Source organism: Streptococcus sanguinis SK49, from assembly GCF_000212815.1.
In the GTDB taxonomy this organism is placed as follows: Bacteria; Bacillota; Bacilli; order Lactobacillales; family Streptococcaceae; genus Streptococcus; species Streptococcus sanguinis_C.
Window position 1 is genome coordinate 372778 of sequence record NZ_GL890986.1, and the last position, 15745, is coordinate 388522.

At 43.4% G+C, this 15745-nt stretch carries 14 protein-coding genes; 3 read left to right on the forward strand and 11 right to left on the reverse strand.

Annotated elements, in window-relative coordinates; all coding sequences use genetic code 11:
- Positions 1–42 precede the first annotated feature (42 nt).
- From HMPREF9380_RS01520 to HMPREF9380_RS01495, 6 genes are all read right to left on the reverse strand, one after another.
- Entirely contained in the window at positions 43–762 is a 720-nt protein-coding gene (locus HMPREF9380_RS01520) for a transaldolase (RefSeq protein ID WP_004193448.1), read from the reverse strand.
- 11 nt (positions 763–773) lie between these two features.
- Positions 774–2156 (reverse strand): PTS ascorbate transporter subunit IIC, encoded by a 1383-nt coding sequence (locus HMPREF9380_RS01515; protein ID WP_004193450.1) that lies wholly within the window; start codon positions 2154–2156, stop codon positions 774–776.
- Between the two features lie 23 nt (positions 2157–2179).
- The gene (locus tag HMPREF9380_RS01510; protein ID WP_032907713.1) at positions 2180–2461 is read right to left on the reverse strand and encodes a PTS sugar transporter subunit IIB; all 282 of its coding nucleotides are present in this window, start codon (positions 2459–2461) and stop codon (positions 2180–2182) included.
- Positions 2454–4505 (reverse strand): BglG family transcription antiterminator, encoded by a 2052-nt coding sequence (locus HMPREF9380_RS01505; RefSeq protein WP_032907714.1) that lies wholly within the window; start codon positions 4503–4505, stop codon positions 2454–2456. Before HMPREF9380_RS01505 ends, HMPREF9380_RS01510 begins: the two co-directional genes overlap by 8 nt.
- A gap of 179 nt (positions 4506–4684) precedes the next feature.
- Positions 4685–5413, reverse strand: coding sequence for a pseudouridine synthase (locus tag HMPREF9380_RS01500; protein ID WP_004193458.1), 729 nt, complete (start codon positions 5411–5413; stop codon positions 4685–4687).
- 11 nt (positions 5414–5424) lie between these two features.
- The gene (locus HMPREF9380_RS01495) at positions 5425–6594 is read right to left on the reverse strand and encodes an MFS transporter (protein WP_004193460.1); all 1170 of its coding nucleotides are present in this window, start codon (positions 6592–6594) and stop codon (positions 5425–5427) included.
- 193 nt (positions 6595–6787) lie between these two features.
- Here HMPREF9380_RS01495 and def point away from each other — a divergent pair, with 193 nt between their 5' ends.
- Positions 6788–7420 carry a peptide deformylase gene (gene def, locus HMPREF9380_RS01490; RefSeq protein WP_004193461.1) on the forward strand — a complete coding sequence of 211 codons (633 nt, stop codon included), beginning with the start codon at positions 6788–6790 and terminating at the stop codon, positions 7418–7420.
- A 61-nt stretch (positions 7421–7481) separates the two neighbouring features.
- Here def and HMPREF9380_RS01485 read toward each other — a convergent pair whose 3' ends face one another.
- The 5 genes from HMPREF9380_RS01485 to HMPREF9380_RS01465 form a co-directional block, all read right to left on the reverse strand.
- Positions 7482–7712, reverse strand: a complete 231-nt coding sequence (locus tag HMPREF9380_RS01485; protein WP_002908679.1) for a GlsB/YeaQ/YmgE family stress response membrane protein — start codon at positions 7710–7712, stop codon at positions 7482–7484.
- 94 nt (positions 7713–7806) lie between these two features.
- Positions 7807–9048, reverse strand: coding sequence for an aminopeptidase (locus tag HMPREF9380_RS01480; protein WP_004193463.1), 1242 nt, complete (start codon positions 9046–9048; stop codon positions 7807–7809).
- Between the two features lie 21 nt (positions 9049–9069).
- Positions 9070–9222, reverse strand: a complete 153-nt coding sequence (locus HMPREF9380_RS11945) for a hypothetical protein (protein WP_032907721.1) — start codon at positions 9220–9222, stop codon at positions 9070–9072.
- Positions 9223–9241: 19 nt separating this feature from the next.
- On the reverse strand, positions 9242–9928 hold the full coding sequence (locus tag HMPREF9380_RS01470; RefSeq protein ID WP_032906159.1) for a class I SAM-dependent methyltransferase: 687 nt from the start codon (positions 9926–9928) through the stop codon (positions 9242–9244).
- Positions 9929–9939: 11 nt separating this feature from the next.
- Entirely contained in the window at positions 9940–14328 is a 4389-nt protein-coding gene (locus HMPREF9380_RS01465; RefSeq protein ID WP_004193467.1) for a PolC-type DNA polymerase III, read from the reverse strand.
- A gap of 165 nt (positions 14329–14493) precedes the next feature.
- On the opposite strand from HMPREF9380_RS01465, the gene HMPREF9380_RS01460 reads away from it, so the two are divergent.
- Together HMPREF9380_RS01460 and HMPREF9380_RS01455 are read left to right on the forward strand one after the other, a co-directional pair.
- Complete coding sequence (locus HMPREF9380_RS01460) at positions 14494–15036, forward strand: hypothetical protein (RefSeq protein ID WP_004193470.1); 543 nt, start codon at positions 14494–14496, stop codon at positions 15034–15036.
- 150 nt (positions 15037–15186) lie between these two features.
- Positions 15187–15654 (forward strand): hypothetical protein, encoded by a 468-nt coding sequence (locus tag HMPREF9380_RS01455; protein WP_004193472.1) that lies wholly within the window; start codon positions 15187–15189, stop codon positions 15652–15654.
- Positions 15655–15745 lie beyond the last annotated feature (91 nt).

Below are 15745 nucleotides of genomic sequence, written 5' to 3' on the forward strand. Positions count from 1 at the left end.
ATTAAGAACTGGGGTTTAAGGTTAGGATTTTAAAATATCAAATCAAGCATCTAAGATTTTAAAACCAAGACTAGTACTATCTTTCAAAAACATCTGAACTGTTTCTAGGGAATATTCTGTCAAATCTTTACCATTTAACGATAATTTTTGAATCAAATCTGAGGTACAGGTAATAATATCAACCCCTAACTCATCCGCTTGATAAATATTATAGGTTTCGCGCGGACTAGCCCACAACAACTCTACTCCGTCTTTTTGACGACAAATAGACAGTGCTTCTTTCATAATCGGCACAGGATCCACACCCGTATCTGCAATACGTCCAGCAAAAACTGACACTATCCCTGGAGTACCTGCCTTCAAAGCTCCAACTACCTCGCGAACTTGTTCAAGAGTGAAAATAGCTGTAGCATTGATTTTAACACCTTTTGCTGCTAGACGTTTCATTAAATCAACAGTTGATTCCCCTTTAGAATTTGTCACAGGTATTTTTACATAAACATTCTCTCCCAGTGAGGCTATTTTTTCTGCTTCTTTTTCCATTGTTTCAATGTCATCAGCAAACACCTCAAAAGAAACGGGAAATTCCTTAATATCCTTTAATACTTCTTTAGCGAATCCTACATAGCTGGTGATACCTGCTTTCTTCATTAAGCTAGGATTAGTGGTAAATCCCGATACCAAACCAGAATTTAGATCCTTTAGCATAGTTTCCAAAACTGCGCCATCTGAATAAACTTTAATAGATAATTTTCGTGCCATTATTCGCCCTCTTATTCTTCTTCGTCGCAAACATTATTCAGTGCTGTATCTGATTTACTGAGGAAATTTGGTAAAAGCAATATAACTGCTAGAACTGCTACTACCACATAAATACCAACTTGACCAACAGAATCTCCTACGCGACCTAACAAAATACCAAATACACCAAAGTCAAAATCACCAAAGGTCGTATTTGCAAAACCTAGTTCACCTAATACTGGCAAAACCGCTGCAGGTAAAAAGGCTAAGAATAGGCCGTTTACAAAAGAACCTAAAACAGCTCCCTTCCGTCCTCCAGTTGCATTGCCATAGATTCCCGCTGTTGCACCACAGAAAAAGTGAGGAACCATACCGGGAATAATCAGCACACCACCTATTGCTCCCAGAATGAACATACCAATCAGTCCACCTAAAAAGCTAAAGGCAAAACCAATAATAACTGCTGTAGGCGCATAAGGGAAGAATACAGCACAGTCCACAGCTGGTACAGCATTCGGAATAAGCTTAGTGGCGATACCTTGAAAAGCAGGAATCAAATCAGCAAGTATCATCCGCACCCCTGCATATACAATAGCGACACCAACCGCAAAAGTTAGACCACTGACGATAGCAAATATAGAAGGATTCTTACCAGCTGCTAACTCTTCAACTGTTTTAGGACTACGAATCAGACAAGCAATTGTTGCTATTAGATAAAAGACAACCATGACAATACCTGTTGATATTGTAGTATTGCGAAGAAAGCTCCATTTTTCTGAAATTTTCAACTCCTCTGTACTGGTGCTGCCTTTTCCTACCTTAGATCCAATCCAGGCTGAGAGATAGTAACCCAGACTGCCAAAATGTCCCATTGCAATCTCGTCTCCGTCCGTTACCTGAAGAGTATATTTCTGTCCAATAGCTGGAGAAATAGCTGACCAAGCACCTAATATAAATCCTCCTACTGCAATCATGGCAGCTCCTTTAAAGCCAATTGCTCCTAAAACGGCTGACAATAAACAAGCCATAAAGAAACTATGATGCCCTGTTAAAAAGATGTATTTAAAGCGAGTAAAACGAGCAAATAATAAATTTAGCAATAAGCCAACAATGAGAATTGTCATCGTCTCAACACCCAGTATTTTCTGAGCAACTGATGTTACAGCTTCATTATTGGGAACAACACCTGTAATACCAAACCCTTTTTCAATCAAACTAGCTAAAGGAGATAAATTATTTTGAATAACTCCTGCTCCAGCGGCTAACATTAAATACCCTAGAATCGGCCCTAGTGTTCCAGTCAAAACTTTATGACTTGGAGTTCGAAGAGCTACTAAACCAACAAAAGCTATCAGTCCCATTAAAAAGGCTGGTTCACTTAAGATATTTTGAAACAGCGTGAGTATACCATTCATGGCTGAACCTCCATTCTTTCTTCTTATTGATTTCTCATTTCTTCTAATATAGGAACAAGGTCTGCTTCGATTTTTTTGCGATTAGTATAGCTCTTAACGATACAAACCTTTGTTCCCTCAGGAAAGATATCTTGAAATTCTTTCACTGTCACATATAGGTCTGCTCCCTTTCCGACCGCTGCATTAGAATCACAAGATTCTGCTTCTACTTCTATTCCTAAATCTTTGGCAATGGCTTCTACTTTCATCCGAAGAAGTAAGCTGCTGCCAATACCATTTCCACAAACTGTGACAATTTTAATCATCTTTTTCTCCATTCTTTATTGTTTCGGTAATGATTTCCATTATTTCATCTGGATTTTCTGCTGCAATTAACTGTTCTATGGACTCATCGTCATCTAAAATCATAGCAAGCTCTTGTAAAGCTTTCAAATGCGCAGTTGAATCAATGGCCGCAAGTACAAAAATCAACTGAACTTGTTTTTCCTCATCTCCTTTTACATCAAAATCAACTGGCTCTGCCACCTGCAGCAAACTCATTCCTAACTTGTTTACCCCCAAATCAGGAGCAGCGTGAGGAACAGCGACTTTCGGTGCTAGTACAATATAGGCTCCTAACTTCTCCACAGAAGCAATCATTCCTTCAATATAAGACTGCTCAATATAATTTCCCCTCAGCAAAGGTGCGGCTGCCAAAGAAATAGCTTCTTTCCAATCCTTGACCTGATTAGTCTGTTGAATAAATTCTTTTTTTAATAATTCTGTCAAACCATATCCTCCTCTCGTCTGACCTTGTTGCCAGCCTATCAAGTAATTCGATAGTTCTCTCATTAGCTCGGGATAGTGATGAATCGTTGTATGTCGCTCTATAATTTCTATCAACCCGTCTAAGGAAATTCCTTGAGTTTCAATCCAAGAAAATTGACTGATGACTCTGCGTTTTAACATGGTCTTTTCAATAGACTTCATAACAGGCTGCAGTAAATAGACTGGTCTTTCTGATTCAAACGGAACTGTTGAAAAAGCAAGGTCGTATTCTTCAATGTCTATCTTTTTAGCTTCATCAAGCTGGTGAACAGGCTTAAACATCATATTTGGAAAAAGATGCTTTAATTCCGCCTGAAGGATCAGGGAAGAACTCACTCCATTTGGACAGATACTCAAAGCCCTTAAAGTTTGTATACTATCTTTCTTATACTCTCCCTCTAAATATCCACCAAAATGAATCGTGAAGTAAGCTACCTCATCATCACTTAATAGTTTGCCTACGTATTCTTCTAAAGGAATAAGACTTCGTTTTACCAAATAGTAGAGTGAGCCAAAATCTGCTTTAATCTGTTCTTTCAATGGATTTATTAAAGGAATATCAAATAACAGGCGATAATACGCTGGATAAAGATGCGAGTATAAATTTTGACGAAATTGAGGTGATTGAGAAAAATCTGCTCCTGTATGAGCTTTGACCTGTTCTATTATATCTTCCATCAACTCAAATACCCTTTGGTCAGAAAAAACTTGAAGATTTCCTTCTGTACAACCTAGCAAGCGAGAAAAGATAAAATTCTTTTTGCCTGCCAACTCTGGGTAAGTTTGTAATAGTTCTTCACATAAATAAAACAAAGAATTTGTATATATCTCTCCTAAGACAATATCATCGTCAGGACATATTTTTAAACTCCCCGCTTTTAAAATAGCGATAAGACAGCTTACTTCTTTCGTTTTTTCAGACAAAAAATGAATGTTATACTTTTTTCCGAGTAAAACGAGTCTGTCTGCAACTTCCCCATCATTAAGCTCTAGACCACAATCTTCAAGCAAATATCGAAGTACCCAGCGCCCACTCGCTATTGACAAAAGCTCACTCAATGTCTTCTCTAATAGATAAATGAGCTTTTTTGTTTTTCCTGCTAAAAAATATCCCTGTTTACGAGTATAAGACAGTTCTATCTGATAAGAAAGTAAATGTTGCTTAAGCCTTTTTATATCCGACAGGACTGAATTTCTGCTCATCTGCAATAGATTCTGTAAATGCTGATTGGATACAAAGTGCTGAGCCAACAGAATGTAAAGCACAATCATTTCTAAGCGCTCTTCATGAAAAAGATAGTCACCTGTATGATGAGATATCTTTTCAAAAAGGCTATTCAAGGATACTGCCGGAGTTCTAATTCGTCCTCCTTTCACCTCAATAACTGGAAAATGAAAAGATTCTAAAACATCGTTAATTTTTTCAATTTGCAGAATAAGATATTTACGATTAATTTTTAGAAGTTTTTCCATTTCCTCAAGAGAAGAATCTGAATATTTGGATAAAAGCTGAAATTTTTCAATGAGCTCATTTGATAACACTTCTAGCCCTCCTATATTATTAGTATAAACAAAATAGTTAACGTTTTCAATCAAAATTCAGTCCAATTGTCATCAGGAAATTATCAAAAGAATTGTGCCTAAGATATATTGTAATTTTTGAATACATCCCAAAAACGTCGTAAATTAAAACCCAGCACCTATTCATTAGGTGCTGGATTTTAAAGCTCGACTTTAAAAATTGTTAAACGTTCTAATTCATCAGTAGTCAATCTCCGCCATTCTCCAAGAGCCAGTGTGGGATCCAATTGCAAGGGTCCCATCGTGAGGCGCTGAAGATCCGTAACTTCTTTTCTACAGGCAGCCACCATGCGCTTTACCTGGTGGAACTTGCCTTCAGCTAGGGTAATTTCTACGAGAGAAGACTCTTTTTCTTCGTCCAGCTCTAAAATCTTGAGCTGAGCTGGCTGGCAGGTGAAATCTTTCAGCTCTATTCCTGCAGCAAATCGCTCTACATCTGCTTGCTCCATCAGGCCAGCCACTTGAGCTCGGTAAATTTTTTCTACATGCTTTTTGGGTGACAGCATGGCATGGGCTAGCTTGCCATTATTGGTCAGAAGGAGCAGGCCGTGGGTATCAATATCCAAACGGCCGACAGGAAAGACTTCTTTCTGACGGGCAGTCTCGTCCAGCAAGTCCAGAACTGTCTGATGACGGTCATCTTCTGTCGCCGAAATGACTCCCTGCGGCTTGTTGAGAAGGTAGTAGACGAATTTTTCATAGGTCAGCCTTTGGCCAGAAACGACAATCTCATCCGCTCTCTCATCAATCTGGGTCTTAGGTGATTTCTCTGCTCTGCCATTGACCAAAACTAGCCCTTTCTTTAGGAGCTGCTTGACCTGAGCGCGGGAGCCCAGACCATTTTCTGCTAAAAATTTATCCAGACGCATCGTATAATCTCCTAACTTCCTGAATCCAATCCGCTCTTTTCTTTGCTAAATCTTAGAACAAAGAGCGAGGTCAAAATCATAGCCAGCCCCAAAACGCTGAAGATAAAGGCTGGGACATTGGAGAATCTCCCGATGAAACTGAGGACAAATGTAGTGGCCGTTGCTCCGATACTGCAACCTAAAATCACGATAGAAGTGGCTTGATTGAGTAGGGGGGCGGAAATGCGCTCGGACAGGGTGTAAAAAATGGTCGTCAGACCGACACTATAGACAAAGCCAGCACTAATAGTAGCCATGCTGAGTGACAAGAGATTTGGTGAGAAGCCAATAACAATCTGAGTCAGTCCAAAAACCAGACCAGAAAGCATCAGCAGTTTATCTCTAAAAAGACGGGTCAAACTAGCAAAGCTGATGCCCGCTGCAATCCCAATCAACTGCATCAAGGAAAGAATAACGCCTGCAGTTTGAGCTGTTCCCATACCAGACTTCTCTACAATCCCCGGCACCCGCACATTGATGGCAATATAGGTCAGCACAATAACCCCCGCCACAAAGGCAAAAGCTAGACTCAGCTGCCAATCCTGCTGGCTTAGCTTGGGAGTCAATTCAGACTGCTCTTGCTGCTTTTCAGAGGCCTTGTCATAAGGGACAAAAAGCAGATAAAGCGCTAAAACCACCAGTCCGAAGGTATAGACGAGAAAGGCAGCCTGCCAGCCGAGAGGAAGAAGCCGACTGACACCAAAAGTCAGCAGGGCTGTCCCGACTACTTCTGCCGACCCTCTCAGTCCTAAAAGCCGAACGCGTTCCTGGCCCTTATAGCGCTCGCTAACAATCGAAATAGCCTTGGCATTGAGTAGACCGATTCCCATCCCAAAAACAATCCGAGAGGCAAACATAAGCCAGTAAGACTGATTAAGTAGAGGAAGAAGCCCGCAAAGTGAAAAAATCAGAAGCCCGCTCACAATCATCTGACGCTCTGTTAGGTATTTTTCAATGACCCTATTAAACAGCAACATCAGCATAATCCCAGCCGAAGGCAAAGAAACCAGAAGTTCTACCCAACTTTCTGGAATCCCCTTATAAAAAGCAAACATGGCTGACTGGGCACTGGAAATCGAAAAAGCCGTCGTCAGAATCAAAGAAAGCGAGAGGATACTCACTTTTTCCATCAATTTTTTCATTCTATTTTCCTTTAAAATTCACACTACCTCTATCATACAGTTTTTTGGGCCAAGACGCAATTTCTTTGCCAGGAATATCATGGGTCGCTGTGGCTCCATTCAAAATCTGGTAACGCCAGTCAGTCAAAACCGCTCCCGCCTTTATTTCTTGGAGGTTTTATGTTATGATGAAGGATAGAAAAAGGAGAGAATCATGTCTGTGAGTGAAAAAACATCTGTTATTGAACGATTAACCAAACCAGCCCATTTAATTGATATGGAGGACATTATCCGCGAGGGTAATCCAACCCTGCGTGCTATCGCTGAGGAAGTCAGCTTCCCTCTATCAGACCAGGAAATCATTCTGGGCGAGAAGATGATGCAATTTCTCAAGCATTCCCAAGACCCAGTCATGGCGGAAAAAATGGGACTGCGTGGCGGTGTTGGTCTAGCTGCTCCCCAGCTGGATATTTCCAAACGGCTCATCGCTGTTTTAGTTCCCAACCCTGACGACGAAGAGGGCAATCCGCCTAAGGAAGCTTATAGTCTGCAAACGCTGATGTACAATCCTAAGATTGTAGCCCATTCCGTTCAGGATGCAGCCTTAGCTGATGGTGAAGGCTGCCTATCAGTCGATCGAGAAGTACCGGGCTACGTAGTTCGTCATGCACGAGTGACCGTGGATTACTTTGACAAGGATGGTCAAAAGCATCGTATCAAACTCAAGGGCTATAACGCCATTGTTGTTCAGCATGAAATCGACCATATCAACGGCATCATGTTCTATGACCGCATCAATGAAAAAGACCCATTTGCAGTCAAAGACGGCATGTTGGTGATTGAGTAAATAACTTGCATATCATTATCGAAAATACCTAGATAGAAACTATCTAGGTATTTTTTCTATTCTAACTATCCCGTCTCCAGAAAATAGCCAAGAGGATAACTGCTCCTAGCACTGATGGAACAACAGCTGTATCAGCAAGCATTGGTCCCCAATGGCCAAAGAGAAATTGACCTATCAAGGAACCAAACCAGCCCAAGAGGATTTTTCCGATACAGCCCATGCGCTCCCCACGGCTGGTAATAGCCCCAGCGATAAGGCCGATGATAAAACCGACAAACATACTACCAATCATATATTCCCCTTCTTTCTATATTTCTAGCAAGACTTCTCAAGAAGCAAGTGGAAGCTGTCATTATGGAATGTGCCATTTAAGGCAGCTCGAAACCTTAGATTGCCCAGTCTCCATTTCTAAAGATTGCTACGCGGCTGCCGTCTTCACGGATACCGTCAATATCCATCTGATCAGAGCCAATCATAAAGTCCACATGGACATCCGAGCGGTTGAGACCCGCTGCTTCCAGCTCTTCTTCAGAGAAATTCTCTCCACCAACCACACTGGTCGCATAGGCTGCACCGATAGCCAAGTGGTTAGAAGCATTTTCATCAAAGAGAGTATTGAATAAGGTAATACCTGATTGGGAAATCGGGCTTGGATCTGGCACCAAGGCACACTCACCTAAAGCACGCGCACCCGCATTTTCAAAGACAAGATCCTTCATAACCTGGTCGCCCTTTTCAGCAGTAATGTCCACAATCTGGCCATCCTTGAAGGTCACCTTGATGCCTTCGATGATGTTGCCATTGTAGCTGAGAGGCTTGGTGCTAGTCACAAAACCTTCAGCTCGACGGAAATCCGGTGCTGTAAAGACCTCTTCTGTTGGCATATTAGCAATGAAATACTCGCCCTGGGCATTGAGACTGCCAGCTGACTCCCAGTGGTGGTTCTTTGGCAAGCCCAATGTCAAGTCTGTTCCCGGAGCTGTGTAGTGCAGAGCAGTAAATTGCTCCTCATTTAGAACCTTAGCTTTTGAGCTGAGTTTTTCTTCATGCGCCTGCCAAGCGGCTACTGGATCATCTTCATAGACACGGCAGGTTTTGAAAATCTGATCCCAAAGCAAATCTACCGCTTCCTCATCACTGGCTGCGTTTGGAAAGACCTTCTTAGCCCACTCTGTACCAGCTGCTGCAGCGACTGTCCAGCTGACTTTATTGGATTGGGTTGCGATTCTCATCGGCTTCATAGCTATCCCCATAGCTTTAGCAGAAGCCGATAATTTCTCAGCATCCACGCCATTCAAAGCCCCCGGATCAGATGAACGAACGCCCAAGCGGCTGGCTTTCTTTTCGAGGAGATAGTTCATCTCAGCCACCTTATAGTCTGGAACATTGTCCAAGCGCTCCATCGGCGCATGGAGGAATTTCTCCCGCGTAGTCAAATCATCCGCCCACTGGACGATGACCTCGTGAGCACCCAGAGCATAGGCTTCCTTGACAATCAAGTGAGCCAGCTCACGCTGCTCCACATCAATATTGAGCGCCACCGTGTGACCCGGCTGCACATTGATACCATTGGCAACCAATAGTTTAGCGTATTTTTCTAAGTTTTCTTTAAAATTTGGCAGAACCATGCTGCTTCTCCTTTTCTTTTGTTATTTCTCTTTAAACAAGGACAGCAGGCTAACTGCTGCCACCGTACCGCAAATCAAAGCGGTCATTTTCAAAATCGTATCTGAATCAAGATCCAGCTGGTAATCAAATGCCTTTTGCGCTGGCTTATCTTCGGTATTTATTCTAAGTTTCATGAGAGAGTCCTTTCCTTTGTTAACCATCTATTGGTTTATGATGCCAGATGACTTTCATATTCCAACCATCCTGAATTAATTTACAGCCTGGCAGCAACTTCCCATAAATCTCTTCATATCCTTTTTTAGAAAGGTAGCGATCTGTTGCTAAATGATTGAGCCAAGATTTGGAGGTGCTGTGTTTGAAGATTCTTCTGGCATTTTTCAAGCCGAATCTTTTCCAGTGTCGAGGAAAATCTAAATAAGCGCCTACAACATAGGTCCAAGTTGAAGGAGTGGGCTTTTCTGATACATTGTCCATAACAAATAGGATGCCACCTGGCTTTAGTAATTTCTTACATTTTTCCAAAGCTTCAGGGATGTCCAAATGATGAAATGTCGTTCGACTGAAAATAAAATCAAATTGTTTCTCAAAAACAGCGGTTAAAAAATCATCCTGCAGTAATTCTACATTCTGTAAATCTTCTTTTTCTACTTTATCTTTTGCTATCTGCAGAAAATCCACAGAAAGATCTATTCCTGTCACATGTTGAAAATATGAAGACAGAAAAATGCAGGTATTCCCTCCGCCACAACCAATATCCAAAGCGGAAACTCTACGGTCAGGCAAATTATCCAGTAGATAATCGGGCTTGCCTTCCAAAAGAGTAGTTACCCAATCATATTCTAAAGCAACCGCATTAAATTGTTCCGTAATATTTTCCATAAACATCCTTCTTAAAAAAACTCATCAAACAGACTCAACTGGTTATCCTCTGGCATATTACCCAGAATGCCCATGTCGTCCATTTTTTCGACTAGGGTGCTAGAGAGACCGCCGCGCTTGCGGAGCTCTGTCTTGGAGAGGAATTCGCCTTCTTCCCGAGCTCTGACCACTTGGCGGGCAACGTTGTCACCCAGACCGTCCATGGCAGAGAATGGTGGGATAAGGGTATCCTCTTCGATGAGAAACTCAGTTGCATGGCTCTTGTAAAGGTCTAGCTTTCCGAATTTGAAGCCCCGCTCCAGCATTTCATTAACGATTTCCAGAGTCGTATAAAGGTCAATTTCTACATTGGAGGCTTCGTTGTTCTTACGCTTCTCAGCAATTTCGTTCATCCGGCGCTTGACGGCATCAAGTCCGCCACTCATGGTCTTGATATCAAAGGCTTTAGCCCGGATGGAGAAATAAGCACAGTAGTAATAAATCGGATGATGCACCTTGAAATAGGCCACCCGCAGGGCCATCATAACATAGGCTGCCGCATGGGCCTTGGGGAACATGTACTTAATCTTTCCACAGGACTCGATGTACCACTCTGGCACATTGTTTTCCTTCATGGCTGCGATGTAGCCATTGCGCTCTTCTTCAGAAATCTTCAGCCAAAGGCCCTTCCGCACGCGCTCCATGATCGTAAAGGCCATCTTAGGATCCAAGCCCTTGTGCATGAGGTAAACCATGATGTCGTCCCGACAGCCGATAACGGTAGACAGGTCGGCAATCCCTTGCTTAATCAAGTCTTGAGCATTGCCTAGCCAAACGTCCGTACCATGGGAGAGACCAGATAGCTGCAAGAGCTCGGCAAAAGTCGTCGGATGGGTCTCATCAACCATGCCCCGTACAAAGTTGGTTCCAAACTCCGGAATTCCCAGCATACCAGTCGGCGTACCGATTTGCTCCTGAGTCACACCCAGAATATCTGTCCCAGAAAAGAGGGCCATGACGCCGGCATCATCCATAGGAATGTCATTTGGATCAATGCCAGACAAGTCCTGAAGCTTCCGAATCATGGTTGGATCATCGTGTCCCAGAACATCTAGCTTGAGGACATTTTCATCGATATCGTGGAAGTTGAAGTGGGTGGTCTGCCACTCGGCCGTCACATCGTCAGCTGGATATTGGACCGGTGTAAAGTCATAAACATCCATGTAGTTGGGGATAACAACGATTCCACCCGGGTGTTGTCCAGTCGTCCGCTTGACTCCGGCAGCTCCCTGCGCCAGACGCTCAACTTCGGCGTCCCGGTAGAACTTCCCGTAGTCGCGCTCGTAGCCTTTGACAAATCCATAGGCCGTCTTAGCCGCAACGGTACCAACGGTACCAGCCCGAAAGGCATACTCCGCACCAAAGATATCCCGCACGTCCAAATGGGCGCTTGGCTGATCTTCTCCGGAGAAGTTCAAGTCAATATCGGGTACCTTGTCCCCGTCAAATCCAAGGAAGGTCTCAAAAGGAATATCCTGACCGTTCTTGCTCAGCTTGTGGCCACATTCTGGACAGTCCTTATCCGGCATGTCGAAGCCAGAACCATAGGAGCCGTCCGTGATGAACTCGCTATATTGGCATTTGCCACAGACATAGTGGGGTGACAGAGGATTAACCTCGGTAATCCCAATCATGGTCGCGACAAAACTGGATCCGACAGACCCCCGTGAACCTACCAGATAGCCCCGCTCATTGGAGCGCTGCACCAGCATCTGCGAAGCCAGATAAATCACGGCAAAACCATTCCCCAAGATGGAGGTCAGCTCTTTTTCAATCCGTAAGTCCACGATATCTGGTAGCGGATTGCCATAAATCTCAAAGGCTTTTTGATAGGTCAACTCGGCAACTGTTTCCTCGGCCTTTTCAATGAAAGGTGTATAGAGGTCGCCCTTGACAACCTCAACCGGCTCAAAGGTCTCGGCCAGCTGATTCGGATTGGTGATGACCAGCTTCTTAGCCAAGTCCTCGCCCAGAAAGGCAAATTCGTCCAGCATCTCATTGGTGGTCCGGAAGTGAGCCTTAGGAAGTGGAGCCGGCTGGGCATTTTCACCGTGACCAATAGTCCGGTTAATCATGGCTCCCTGACCGAGACTCCGTACGATAATTTCACGATAAATTTCTTCTTCCGGCTCGATATAGTGGACGTTCCCCGTCGCAAGGACAGGCTTGCCCAAGCGATCTCCGACCTCAATCAAATTGCGAATAATTGTCTGCAGTTCTTCCTGGTCCTTTATCTGCTCCTTGGCAATCAGTGACTCATAGATGGCTGGTGGCATGACCTCGATAAAGTCATAGTACTTGGCTACTTCGACAGCTGCATCCACCCCCTGAGAGACAACAGCGTCATAGACTTCGCCTTCTGAGCAGGCTGAGCCCAGAATCAGGCCTTCACGATGGGCATCCAGAACGGTCCGTGGAATCCGTGGGACGCCTTCAAAATACTTGGTATTGGACAGACTGACTAGTTTGAAAATATTCTTGAGCCCCGTCTGATTTTTCACATAAATGGTCGCATGCTTGACCCGAGCCTTCTTGTAGGAATTCTCATCGACCAGATCCGTATTCAAATCCTTAAGGTTGGTCACACCATGCTTTTCAGCCACATCCTTGATAAAGATAAAGAGGAGGCGGCCCGTCGCTTCCGCGTCATAATTGGCCATGTGATGATGCTCCAGAGCAATCTGGAAACGCTTGGTCAAAGGCCCCAAACCATGACGCTTGTACTCTGGATAGAGGTTACGGGCAAATTCCAGCGTGTCAATGACTGGCTGAGTGATTTTCGGCAGGCCATGACGCTCATAATTGACATTCATAAAGCCCACGTCAAAGGTAGCATTATGGGCAACGAGGACACTGTCCTGGCAAAATTCCTGAAATTCTTTCAGCACTTGCTCTAGCGGTTTGGCATTGCGGACATGCTCATCTGTAATCCCGGTCAGATCTGTCGTAAAGGCCGACAGAGGATGCCCAGGATTGATAAACTCATCAAACTCAGCGATGATATTGCCCTTGTGCATCTTGCTGGCAGCGACTTGAATCAAGTCATTGTATACCGCCGAAAGCCCCGTCGTTTCCACGTCAAAGACTACATAGGTCGCATCGCTCAGCGCCATGTCCACTTCATTGTAGACGATAGGCACCCGATCTTCTACAATATTGGCCTCCATACCGTAAATCAGCTGAATACCAGCTTTTTTGGCAGCCTTGTAGCCATGGGGAAAGCTCTGCACATTGCCATGGTCAGTAATGGCGACAGCCTTGTGGCCCCACTTGGCGGCCGTTGCCACGATTTCCTCCACCTCAGGCAGGGCATCCATAGTAGACATATTGGTATGGGCGTGAAACTCAACCCGCTTCTGGCCCTCAGGCATCAAATCCTTGCGCTCATAGTGGGTAACGGCCTGCACATCCTGCACATTCATGGTCAGGTCACGGGTGAAATTGTTCATCTCCACATTTCCTCGCACGCGCAGCCAGGCGCCTTTCTTAATCATGTCAAACTTCTTAGCTTCTTCTTCGTTTTTCATCCATTTCTGCAAGGAGAAGCTGGAAGTGTAATCCGTCATCTTAAAGTTGAGCAAGACCCGGCCGGTTCGAGTAACCTTCTGCTCCAGGTCAAAGACCATTCCCTCGAAGACCAGACGATTTTCCTCAGTCTGAACTTCAATCATCGGGGTAATCTCTGCCTTGTCCAGCTTTGGTTTAGCCGCCGCCTTGCGGGCTTGGAAGTCATAGGCTGGCTTTTCCTCTGGCGGTGGCGCCATCTGCTGCAGGGATTCCATGGCTTTGAGCGCTTCTTCATTGGCCGCCTGAACAATCTTGTCATTCTCAGCCTGGAAATTCTCCGCTTGCTGCTGGGTCAGCTCATCGCTGTGCTGAACCTGACAGGTCAACTGAGGAAAGCCGTACTTGACCAACTGCTGGCTAAGGTTGGGCAGGTGATTCTTGCGAAAATGCTCCGTATCAATGGTCGAAGCTCCCTCAATCAGCAGCTTGTCCCCATCCAAATGAACCTGCAAATCCTGATAAAGACTCTTAAATCCATGGCTGGCACAAGGTCCCTCTTCAAAAGCCTGCTGGTAATAAGCCTGCAAGAGCTCATCCGATAGCTGAGGAGCCTGACAGTGAATTTCAAAAATAGCCTGATTGCCCGTCTTCGAAAACTCTTGAGCTAAGCGCTTCTGCAATTCCCGAAAAATCTCAATGGGCAGAATATTCGCAAAAGAAAAATGAAACTCCCAGACCCGACTGACCTTGTGGACCAGAACCTTCTCAATTTCAGCATTCAAAAAGGCCTCTGAATTTCTCATTTCCAGTGGCATATCCAGCTGATTCATTAAAATTTCAAACTTGTTTGACATGACATTTCCTCGTACAGTAGTGACCCTATTTTACCATAAATCAGCACTTTTTTCGACAGAAAAAGAGTAGGGCAAAGCGCGACTCCTACACAATTGTCAATGCATTCTCTTGATACTAAGTTATGATATAATAGAACAGAACATTTATCAAAAGGAGTCTTAATTGTGAAGAAAATTTTACTAGCCAGCGCTTGTCTGCTGACCCTAACTGCTTGTAGCACGACCAGTCAGAATAAGCAAGAAAATACACCCAAGCAAAGTCAGAGTCAAAGCAAGCCAAAAAAAGAAGAGAAAGTAAAAACCAAGACTTTTGCTTACGACATGCCTAACGGATACAATAATAAAATTGTCGCTTATTATCAAAAAGATAAGATTCGAGCCTTCGATTTTATGGCTATGAAACCAACTCAAGAGGACGAACAAAGTAAGAGTCCTGAAGAAATCAGCAACATTTATCAAGAAGAATTAAAAGCTGGTGACTTTTATGATAAATTCAGCAAGTTAGATGGAGTCACACTTGAAATCAAAGTTTCAGAGGACAAGAAAACCGTTGCACAAGTTGCCCACTTTGATCTCAGCAAAGCAAAAGAAAAACAAGTCATGGCGGCTTTAGGGGAAACAACTAAAGATAACCTATTCAAAAAACTTAAGGAAAAGCCCGAAGATTTCTTTGCTTTTCTGCTATCTCAAGGATTCACAGAAGAATGAAATCTTTTCTGACTTATTTTTTACTTTAGAAACTGTCCTGTCTTGCTAGCCAAGTCCTTAGTTCGCCAGCAAGAAAAAACTTAGAAAATATTTTTTAGAGCAAGCTATTGGCTTTCACTTCTCCAATAGCATGATTTTCAAGGAGCTTTTATGCGCTTAACTAAAAAAACTGTTTTTATTGGTATCGCTTCTCTTCTTATTTTGGGCTTAGCTGCATGGGGAGTAAATGTATTTCTCGTTATGAACAACGCTCAGCAAAGTTTTGATAAAAATTTTATTCACTACCAAGCAAAAAGTGATGACCATGAAACTTTTATTACACAAGGCATCGAAAAAAAAGAAGTCTATAATTTATCCTATTCTCCTGCTAAGAAGACCATTGAAATAACCAAATCGACTAAAAATGGAGATATCTATTCTTCCGATTCCATTTACGGAGCAGTAAAAGTCTATGATATAAAACAAAACGCTAATCGCTACGTCTTCATAACAGCTGCAAAACCAATCATCGTTGACTTCGGAATAACTTCAGTCAAGGTAACTTATGACGGAGGTAATTTTGAAACTCCATACTCTGAGTTACATTTTGGTGAATCTTTCCCTAGTGAAGACAACTAGATGGGTACTTCTCTATACTACCAGTCTTAAACTATGAACTAACCAAGCTATTAGGCTATGGTTAGTTTTAGTTTGTTAAAAAAAGCGGTTG